This is a genomic window from Corallococcus sp. 4LFB (genome assembly GCF_046520365.1).
GTDB classification, from domain to species: Bacteria; Myxococcota; Myxococcia; order Myxococcales; family Myxococcaceae; genus Corallococcus; species Corallococcus caeni.
This window is the reverse complement of sequence record NZ_JBKGHJ010000330.1, coordinates 1-9,970: the sequence shown is the minus strand read 5'-3', so window position 1 is coordinate 9,970 and position 9,970 is coordinate 1. Positions and strand designations below refer to the sequence as shown.

At 66.5% G+C, this 9,970-nt stretch carries 6 protein-coding genes and 1 pseudogene; all 7 read right to left on the bottom strand.

Translation table 11 applies throughout. From position 1 onward, the window contains the following. Window positions 1-1,004 (bottom strand): hypothetical protein (locus ACLEQD_RS28825; RefSeq protein WP_410388383.1); only part of this gene is annotated, 1,004 nt, incomplete at its 3' end. 725 nt (window positions 1,005-1,729) lie between these two features. Continuing rightward, window positions 1,730-2,449 (bottom strand): hypothetical protein, encoded by a 720-nt coding sequence (locus ACLEQD_RS28820; RefSeq protein WP_410388381.1) that lies wholly within the window; start codon window positions 2,447-2,449, stop codon window positions 1,730-1,732. A 318-nt stretch (window positions 2,450-2,767) separates the two neighbouring features. After that, entirely contained in the window at window positions 2,768-4,102 is a 1,335-nt protein-coding gene (locus ACLEQD_RS28815) for a hypothetical protein (RefSeq protein WP_410388379.1), read from the bottom strand. Next, entirely contained in the window at window positions 4,099-6,378 is a 2,280-nt protein-coding gene (locus ACLEQD_RS28810) for a hypothetical protein (RefSeq protein WP_410388377.1), read from the bottom strand. Before ACLEQD_RS28810 ends, ACLEQD_RS28815 begins: the two co-directional genes overlap by 4 nt. Continuing rightward, window positions 6,368-7,810: a hypothetical protein gene (locus ACLEQD_RS28805; RefSeq protein ID WP_410388376.1), complete on the bottom strand. Its 1,443-nt coding sequence runs from the start codon at window positions 7,808-7,810 to the stop codon at window positions 6,368-6,370. The genes ACLEQD_RS28810 and ACLEQD_RS28805 overlap by 11 nt, the downstream gene beginning before the upstream one ends. A 641-nt stretch (window positions 7,811-8,451) precedes the next feature. After that, complete coding sequence (locus ACLEQD_RS28800; protein WP_410388374.1) at window positions 8,452-9,372, bottom strand: DUF2381 family protein; 921 nt, start codon at window positions 9,370-9,372, stop codon at window positions 8,452-8,454. 73 nt (window positions 9,373-9,445) lie between these two features. Then, window positions 9,446-9,970: pseudogene (locus ACLEQD_RS28795) on the bottom strand (serine/threonine protein kinase); the annotation flags it as partial.

Here is a 9,970-nt window from a genome sequence, read left to right as displayed (position 1 = left end):
AAGGCGCCCTGACGGAAGCCTCCTCGCTGAAGGCGGCCTTCCAGGCGCGCGCGCATGTCCACCGTCGGCGTCAGCGTATCCACGCCCACGCCCACCACCGCGCCCCAGGCTCCGCCCTCGCTCGGGCGTCCACCCCACCCGCCCAGCAGGTGCGCCTCCAGCCTCTGCCCCTTGCGCCCGCGCCGCAGCACCACGGCGGTGGCGTCCAGGTGCGCCAGCGTCATGGGCCGCGCGGTGCCGCCTACCCTCCCCCAGTCATGCACCGCCGACAACGCCAGCGTGTACCGCCCCGGGACAGGGGGGCGGCCGAAGAGGACGTGCTGCACGTCCAGGGCTACTTCAGCCCCCGCCAGGCGCGCGCTCAGCACGTCCGAGGCGAAGGCCTCCGCGTACACCGGCCCCAGCGTCCCCGTCGCGATGACGCCGGCCGGGTCGTAGTCGGGGTTGACGCGGTTGCCGTAGCGCCGCACCAGGTGCCCGGACAAGAGGGAGTAACCCTCCATCATGCCCAGCCACATCGAGTTGGGCGTATCCCCTCCCACCATGAAGAGGCGCACCACCTGCCCCCAGTCGGACAGCGTGTCCCAGTCCTCCTTCCTCACGAGGCCTGCGCCCTCACCTCCACCCCACAGCCGCAGTCGTACCGGCGCCCCGAGAATGAGGCGGAACGACTCCCCCTTCCCCAAGGCCACCATGGGCTCCACCTGCAAGAAGCCTTCTTCGGTGCCCGCGCCCCTCCGAGGCAGCAACGTCCACGTCGCCGCGTCCATGCGCAGCAGGTTCGTCATCGGAGGTGCCGAGTCGGGCGCCGCGGGTGCAGAAGCCTCCTTCTCGGGCTGAGCCTCTCCCTCTTCCTCCTCGTCGGAAGAGTTGTCGGAGATGGCCTCCTCCAGCCTGCGCACGGTGGCGTCGAAGTCCTCTGGAGTGTTGGCCTCCTGCGCCCCTCCGGCCCCGGGCAACAGCAGCAGCAACGAGACGACGGCCCAACTCCCATGCATTCCCATGGACGCCTCCGTGGCAGGCCCCAGCAGGGGCGCTCAGCACAGAGGTTCCCTGTTCAGTCCGACAGGTCTGCAAACCGAGTAGGGAAGTTGACTGCAAGAGTCAAAGGCGACCCGGCCCGTTGGGAGTATGGACAGACGTGCCACGCCCCGTCGGGGCGCCAACCGAGGAGCTCAATGCCGAGAGCGAGAACTCCCGCGCCGCTTCTTCTGAATGCCTCGCACACCAGCGATGCGCTCCGCACTGCGGTATGAATTCGCCCAGGCTCCCGCCGTTCGCGGCACCATACGAACAGGCCCGCACTGGGCGAGGTAGCAATGCAGCCGAGGTGGTCTGACAGCCCCCGCTGTCACCTTCATCAGGAACAGGCAGCCATCGACACCTGTCACCGCTGCGGGGCGTTCGTGTGCCTCCAATGCGTTCGAAGTGCCGTGGCTACCGTCTACTGTGGCCCGTGCCTCGAGCTGCGGCCGGCCGTCCCGCAGAAGGTCTCGGCTCATGCCTGGGGAGTCCTTGCCCTCTCCTGCCTCGGACTCGTCCTGTTCCCATGCGCACTCGCGGGAGCCTTCCTGGGATGGAAGCACCTACGCGCAGTCAGGGCCGGACAGGCGCCGGATGTTGAACGCCGCCATGCCTTGGCTGCGGTGTTCCTCGGCACACTGGGGGTTCCGTTTTCATTCGCGCTGGACGTGTTCGTGCGCAGCCGCTGGTAGGCCACATGGCAACGTCATGCGGCCTCCTTCTCGCTCAGGCCGCGAGCACGGAGGAATGCCTCCATTCGAGGCCACTGGGCGCCAAGGTAGTTGAACTCTCCAGGCCGGACTGGCTCCAAGCCCTTCAGCTCCTCGTCCGGGGTGCCGCCCGTCTCCATGGCGAGCGCGTCCCAGGAGAAAGCCCGAATAACTCGAAGCTGATTGCGGATAAGGACGCCGGACTTCTCAATCGCCTCTCGACGGTCGTCGAGCAAACGCACCGTCGCACCGTGACGTTCCTCTCGGCACAGGATGAGCAGTTCCCCTAACGAGAAGCTCGCAGCGCCTGGCCCGCGGCGACGATGGGCTTCTTCCAGCCATTGCCGCGCCTCGACCAGGTCTCCTTGGAGGGCGAGACATGCCGCCAACATGTCGGGGGCACGAACGTAGACGTCGGGCACTTCCTTGGTACGCCACCCACGAGAGAGCGCCAAGAGTACCGCGTGTGCGGCGTCCACATGCCCTTGGAACAACGCACACAACGCAAGGTGGAAGCGCGTCAGTACGCGCTCCGGAGGGCGGAGGGCGTAGCCATCGGCATCTTCGAGCGCGCGTTGGGCAGCTCCGAGGTCGCCAGCATCAAGCAGCGCGGCCCCCCGCTCACAGAGCGCCGCCCACTTCCGGAATCTCCATGACTTGTAGCCAATGAAGGCGATGAAGATGGCGAGAAGCAACGCGGTCTGGACCCACGCCATCGTCCGCTCTTCAGGCTTCCACGCGAGCCAGACTGCGCCCATGGAGCCTGCGACCATGCCAACAACAGCCGACATCCCTGGATGTTTCACACTCAACCCCACGCAAGAAACGACAGTCATTCACACCGTGGTACCCACCGCGTCTCCCAGGAACCGTTTCCCCACAGGAGGGCTGGGGGGGGTGAATGGTCCAGCAGCAACGCACTGGACGTCGTGTACCGGCGCGTGAGGCAGGAGCCGCCAGGCGCGCCTGCGGGCACGCGCCCTTGCTCCTCCTGCTTCTGCCTCGATCCCCACAGCCCGACCCAGCCGCCGCCGTCAGGGCCTGTACCGCTCCACCTCATGGAAGAATTGCGTGAGCGAGTAGTCCAGCAGCGACCGGCAGGACTGCATGTACCGGCGGGCGCGGAGGAAGGGCAGCCAGACGCGCTTGCCCACCCGCACCTGGGACTCTTCCATCTTCGCCCTCAGCACCCACGTCCCGCCCAGACGCCGCACCAGCACGTCCCCCAGGTAGGCCCCCAGCGCAGGGGCCGTGTGACTGTCGATGAGTTCGCGCTTGTACCGCTCCGGGAAGTTGTCCCGCCAGAAGTAGAAGTCCAAGTCCGTGAGGGACTCGGCCGTCTCGTCCATGATGGAGGGCACCTTGGTGTGCAGTGCTGCCACGAGTCCTTCGGACAAGTCTCCGTAGGATTCGAGGACGCGCTTCGGCTTCTCCACATCCGAGGGATGGGCGACTGGGAGCCACTCCTCTGGCACCGGCGGCCGGAATGCGTTGAGTTCGGCAATCTTCCGTTGCCGCTCGCTGATGGCGAATTCGTCCGGCAGCCGCGAGAGGAACGGCGCCACGTCAGGGTGGAAGCGCGGCTCGACGGGCACGAGCGCGGCGCTGCGCTCCCGCAGCTTGCGCAGCACCGTGTCGAAGTCGAGGTCTGGCCGCAGGTGAACGTGGGCTCGGGCCTGGGCCACGCGAGCCTCCTCGCTGGCGAACTCGGCGGCAGTGGGCCATAGCACCAGGAGGACGGAGCCGTTGGGAAGCTCCTCCACAAGGTGTGCCGGAGTCGAGAGCATCCGCTCACGGCCTACGCTCTCCACGAGCTTGGGGCCGAAGACATTCAGCCAGAACAGCTCATAAATCTTGTCGAACCCATCCCTTCGCGCATCTCGTTCCTTTCGGCCAAAACAAGGGGATCCGGCCAACTGCTCGTCTGCGATGCTGTGAGCCGATGCGTAAGGAACCGAGTACCGGGCAGCCCAGGCACGAGCCACTGCAACAAGAGTGCGGCAGGCATCCACCCCAGAAAAGAAGTGAAGCGGTTGCAGATCAAGGCGGGAGTGGAAGCTGGACTCATCTTGCGTGAGTATAAAATTAAACACGAGCGACACTGCGGGATTCTCTGGTCGGTACAGCCCTATGATTGAACCATACTCATCGCGCCGTTCCTCCAGCGCGCGCCACACGGCCTCTCGGGAATACTTTCGCTTCCGCCCAGACTTGACGACCGTTGGCATCCAGCCTTCAGCATGCTTTTCAAGAGCATCAACTAGGGGCGTCAATGCGCGCTCGACTCCTTGGGTCGCGTCGAAGCTCCCCTCGAAGGTGAAGCTCAAGCTATCGGCCTTATTCAAATCATGCACTGTCAGTAACTTCATTGATGCTCTACCTCCACGCCCTTGATCTTCCTCTCTGCCGTTCTTGCCGCGTCGGTAAACAACTTCGTTTCTTTTGGCAGAAGCTCCGGTCCTTCATAGATAAGGCGCACCCTCCGAACATCGGCCTGCTGCCGCATGCCTTCCCGCAGAATCCTCAGCGACCCACCGTAGTATTTCATCGCATTGCTCGCATCCGTATTCACCCGAACTTCCACCTCCTGACTCTTCAGGAATCTGAGGTCTCGACTCTTGAAGCTGAACGTCTCCACCCGAGGGGGCTGCCCCGGGGTGGGCCGCCCTTCGATGACGAGCACGTCCGCATAGCGAAAATCCACCTTCGCGACTCCGACGTGTGTCTCGATGTGCGGCTCGTCGAAGTCCTTGAGCCACGTCCGCTCGACCTGCGGCTTTGCCGCATCCTCCTCCAGGAGCGCGACCATCTTCCGCTCGAACGCCATGCCCCGGGCATAGCGATCACGCATCGCTTGGTAGCCCTCCCAAACCAGGGGCCCCTTGACGGGTTCGCCATCTCGAATTTCCTTCAGCCGGTTCTTGCGGTAGGCCACATAGTCCCGCCAGAGCGAGGCCCCCTGTTTGACTCCTGGGGGCGGTTCATTCAGCTTCGGTGCCAGCTTCCGCAGCAACTGCACATCCTTCGGGAGGCGTGCGTCCGCAGCCTCGAGTTCAGCCTGGCGCAGCTTCTCCTTCACGGCCTCAGCAGCGGAAATCTCTGCGTTCTGGGAGAATTGACCCGAGCTGCCGCGTCGCTTCGAGGCGCTCCTCTTTGTCGGCACTTCCCGCAGTGACTTCGGTGCAGCGCCCCGAGCGGGGGTAGCCTCGGGAGCGCGCTCCGGGACGCCCTTCGTCGGCGTTACCTTGGCGGCTTCCGCGCTGCGCACGGCCAGCGCGGCCTGGGCCTTCGCCACGTCACCACGAGCTTCGTAGAGGGCAATGACGAATGCCGGCCCCTCCGTCGCCGCGATGAAGGCGACCTTGCGCTCGCCCCGGAACATGGCGACGACATCACGGACTGCGTCGGGGCCAAATAGCTCCTCCAGCTCCTTCACGACGGCCTTCAGCGCTTCGACTTCCGATGCCGCGAGCTTCCGCAGACTCGCCCGCCCACCGGAGTTGGACTCCACCAGGGCGCGCGCACCCTTGCCCCCGGCATACAGCGCCACCATCAGCGCGGCTGGCGCCAGCTCGCGTGTGGCCTGCTCGTACTTGCCTTGCGCCAGCGAGTACGCCCCGTGCCCCGTCCCAGCCACCAGGTGGTAGAAGCCGACCGGCACACCGAAAGTGAGGTGGTCGAAGGCTCCGGCCGCGACACTTCCTGGCGCGTAGTGCCTCGCCGACAGCGCCTTGCGCACTTCGTCGAGCGCGTCCTGGTACGGAGGGGGAAGCTGGCTGCGCTTCGCCGCCATGAGGTCCGAGTACTGGGCCTCAACACTCGCCGGGCTGCTGGAGAGCATGTCCCGGCCTGCGCGGGCCATCCCGCGCAGCACGTCGCGCGCCTGCTCCCCCCGCTCCGGGAAGCCTTCCAGCGCCAGGCCCCGCCGCTTCATCTCCTCGCGGACGACGGGCATGTTGCCCAGCGTCTCCCCCAGTTGCTTGTCGCGGGCCAGCCGCTGCACCACCTCGCGCAGCTCGTCGTCGAAGGCCGCGTGCAGGACAAAGAGGGCGAGCACCTCGGAGTACGGCACGCCGTACTTCTCCACGGACGTGACGAGGAAAGCCGCCCGCTTGCGGCTGAGGACGGCTGAGGCCGGCGCGTCCATCGGCCCCAGGGCCCCCAGGCGAACGGCGTCCCAGTCCGTGAGGGACTGCACCAGCGCGGGCATGTCCACCCCGCGCTGCATGGCCACGAACTCCGCGGGCGAGGCACACGCCAGGAAGAGTTCCAGCACCTCTCGGCTGGAGTCGAGGTGAGGCCACCCCTCGGGCACGCCCTCGCTACCGCAGACGAAGGCTCTGCCCTCCTCTGCGTTCTCGCCTCCCGCCCCCTCCTCGCCAACAGGGCTGCCGAAGGGCCCGCGCCGATAGCCCATCGGCGCCGGCAGGGACGGCCCCTCCGCGGAGCCTGGCTCCTCCCCCCGGTACACACCCGCCGCCGCACTCCTCGCCGCCTGTGCGGGCACGGAGAGGGGACTGAAGGCCAGGACTGCACCTCGGCCCGCCTGGCCCGGCCTCGCCGGCAACGAGGCGCACCCGGAGGCCAGGAGGGCCACCACCAGCGCGAGGCCAAGCCCGCTGCCCCAAGGCCGCTCAGCGCGCATTGTCCACCCCCAGCCCCACCGAAGCGAAGGCGCCTGGCCGCAGTGTCCCTTCCGCTGTCGGGAAGAGCAGCGTGCCGCCCTGCCCCACCGCGTACAGCTTCCCGCCCAGGAAGCGCCACCGCACATCGCCCGAGGCGAGGTAGCGCACGCCCGGCTGGCCCACGCCCACCGCCACGCCACCCACCCCCACCGAGAGGTTGCGGTGGAAGAGCTGCGTCTCCAGTCGGCCGTCCACGTCCATCCTCCCCCAGGTGAAAACCTCAGCGCCCATCGTCAGACGGAAGTGGCGCTGCCCCAGGACACGCAGGCTCTGCGCGTCCCAGCTCAGAATCAGTTCGCCGTGTACCGAGTACCCGTCCGGAAACGGCGCGTCCGCCTGCGGCACAGCGTCCGGGCCCGCAACCTGGAAGCGTGCCAGCTCGTAGTCCGGGCCGAAGGCGCCCTGACGGAAGCCTCCTCGCTGAAGGCGGCCTTCCAGGCGCGCGCGCACGTCGGCCGTCGAGGACGCGTACTCCGCGCCCAGCCCCGCCACCGCGCCCCACGCGCCGCCCGTTCCGGGACGTCCGCCCCAGCCCGCATTCGCCTGCAGTTCGAAGCCCTTCTCCTTGGTGCGGCGGCTCACGAGAATCGCCGTCCCGTCGACGTGGGCCAGCGTCAGCGGCTCCGCAGTCCCTCCGGCCTTGCCCCAGTCATGCACCGCCGACACCGCCACCGAGTACTTCATGGGGTAGGGCTGGCGGCCGAAGAGGACGTGTTGCACGTCCAGGACGACTTCCGCTCCCATCAGCCGCGCGCCCAGCACGTCCGAAGCGAAGGCCTCCACGTAGAAGGGCCTCAGCATGGCCGTCACCAGCGCCCCCGCTGGGTGGTAGTCGGGGTTGCCCCGGTTGTTGTAGCGGCGCACCAGGTGCCCGGACAGCAGCGTGTAGGACTCCAACGCGCCCACCCAGACGAAGTTGGGCGCGTCGCCTCCCAACGTCAGCGTTTGCACCACCTGGCCCCAATCGGACAGCTCGTCCCAGTCCTCCTTTCGCAGCAGACTGGCGCCCGCCTCTCCACCCCACATGCGCAGCCGCACCGGCGCGCCCACGTCGAGGTGAAGGATGCCCGGCTTGACGAGCTCCAGCCGCGGCACCACCTGGAGGAAGCCTTCGTCCGTGCCGGCTCCCCGTCGAGGAAGCAGCGCCCACGTCGTGGCCTCCAGGCTCAGTCGGTTCGCCCAGCGAGAGCCCGAGCCGGACGAGGCCGGAGGCGCTTCCTCCTCTTCGTCCTCGTCGTCTTCAACGACAGGCTCGAGCAGTTCGTCCGCGCCCGGTTCGAGGAGGACGGTGTCTTCCTCGTCCTTCGCCAGGTCGGCTTCATAGGCAATCTCCTCCGCCCGCCCAGCTACGGGTAACAGCAGCAGCAACACGACAACCCAGCGCATGAACATCGACGTCTCCTGTGAAGGCCCCAGTAGCGGGGCAATGGACAGAGGCTTCCCGTTCAGTCCGGCAGTGCGCCGAGCTGTGGGGTGAGTGCATTGCATTGAGGGAGTCGCTGGCAGGCCGGCCGAGCGAAGCAATAAGCAGACGTGTCACGTCACGACGCCAGGAAGCCCGGCTCCGTCCCAACGGCAGACAGACGTGTCACGCCACGGCATCAGGCAAGACCCGGCTCCGCTCATGATTCCAAACGCGAATTGGGATGACTGAGGAAGGGCTCCTCAGCGCCCGTCAGGCACGCGGCCCGACGGAGCGCAGACGGCCACTCGGCGCACGACGACCGCCAGCACGCGCCTCACATGGCGGCGCGGGAGGTCCTCGGCGTAGCGCGAGAGCCCAACGCCTGTTTTCGAAGTGGAGCTAGGAAGGCGGCTCAGGAGCGTCGCCCTCCGGGCGCTCCTCGCGGCCACCCAGGAAGCGCGCAGTCGCGCGCACACGCTCCAGCACAGTGGGGAACACATCGCCCTCCAGGGCACGCCAGAATGGACTAGACCATTAGGTATAGTCCATTGGACCCTAGATTGGCATTCCGCACAAGCCCCCAAACGCCGGAAACCCATGCGAGGGCTTGATGGCAGCCCTCGCTGGGTTAAGGGAAGGTGACGTTGCCCAGGGTGACGGTGCGGCGCCCATCCGCATCCCAGAGCTTCAGCGTGAAGGGGCCTTGAGGGAACTTGGAGGCTGCCTCGGCCTCTACCACCACGCGTTGGTTCGTTGAATCGGGGGCAAGAGGGCCCGACTGCCACACTCGGAGCACCTTCAGTTCCTCGTTTGCTTTGCCCCTGAGCATCGCACCGACTGCCGTCCACGGTTGGTCGTCCCCCCGTGAATTAAGGTGGACCTCAACAGCCACCCTGCGGGCAGTGCGGTATGCATAGACAAAATTCTTGGCTGCTGCCCCTCCCGGGACCTGGGACACACCCTCGGTCACGTCGCGGAACTCAATGCCGCGGCCGTCAAGGACTGATGTCGCGATGAGTCCCGTCACTCCATCGGGCGCACTTCGCTCTGCGCGCAGGCGCGCATTCTCCTCTTTGTATTGCTCGGCTTCGAGGCGGGCCTGCCGGACTTCCTCCTGGTATGTCTCGATGCCCCTCTTGCGTCGATAGACCTCAATGAGCGCTTCTGACCTCGCTGGGTGTGAGACCAGGACAATCGTCGCACTCGCCGGGGCCGCTCCATCCAGGAAGCGCACCGTCAGCTTGAGCCGCTCTCCTGGAGAGAGCTTCTCCGAGGGAACCAAGCGCAACGTGCTGAGGCCGGCATCCAGGACCGCGAAGCGCTCGCGCCCTTCGAGCGTCACCCCTTCTCGACTCACCTCCGAATCGAAGATGAACACCGTCGAGAGCCCGGGGCTCACCGCCACCTCGGCCACTGGCTGAGTGTCATCCGAGACCAGCTCAATTCGGCGAACGCTCAGCCCCACAGAGGCAACAGGCGACTGCGCCAGAGCCGCCCCCGCTCCAGAGAGAAGGAGGGAAAGCAGCACGGCCGACACGGAATGATGCACTCGACGTTTCTCCCGGACCAAGCCAGCGGCGACACTGCCGGCGACACATGGGCGCCAGCCAAACATCGGCACTTCATTCAAACTCACTTACCGCCTTGACCCAAACAGCCGAGTACACGCGCGCCTTACCAGATTCCCCTCCGCCGCCTTTAATCTCCAGTCCACGGTTGCGAGAGCTGTCCAGCACCTCCAGGCACACGGGGAAGCTCTCTCCGCGAAATCGCGCTCGCGTCAGTCGGACATAGACGCGGTCAGCAATAATGAGCCGCCCAGATAGCGTGGCGTAGTCCGACCCCACAATGATCTGTGCAGTGCCCTCCCTCACCGTTACGACTTTTTGATCCCCCCGGATAAAGCTCGCGCCCTCTTTGTCCCCAATCTCCATGCCGAGCTTCTGCATGCCCTTGGTGGCTCCTGCTGGGCACGGTTCGGGGTCTGGAGCCGGGCGCACCTGGGGGCCTGAGCAGGCCAGCGCGCCGCAGAGGGCCGTCGTCGCCAGGGCACTGCTGACGCTCCTCGTGGCCTTCTTCGCAGGCACCGGGGGGGAGGTCGGGGAGTCACTCTTCGTCGTCGTCACGGTGGCAGTCACCTCGGGAAG

Excerpts from the sequence above, each read along its gene's own strand:
- ACLEQD_RS28820 (WP_410388381.1), bottom strand. The coding sequence starts at position 2,449 with ATGGCGTGGGTCCAGACCGCGTTGCTTCTCGCCATCTTCATCGCCTTC.
- ACLEQD_RS28815 (WP_410388379.1), bottom strand. The coding sequence starts at position 4,102 with ATGAAGTTACTGACAGTGCATGATTTGAATAAGGCCGATAGCTTGAGC.
- ACLEQD_RS28810 (WP_410388377.1), bottom strand. The coding sequence starts at position 6,378 with ATGCGCGCTGAGCGGCCTTGGGGCAGCGGGCTTGGCCTCGCGCTGGTG.
- ACLEQD_RS28805 (WP_410388376.1), bottom strand. The coding sequence starts at position 7,810 with ATGTTCATGCGCTGGGTTGTCGTGTTGCTGCTGCTGTTACCCGTAGCT.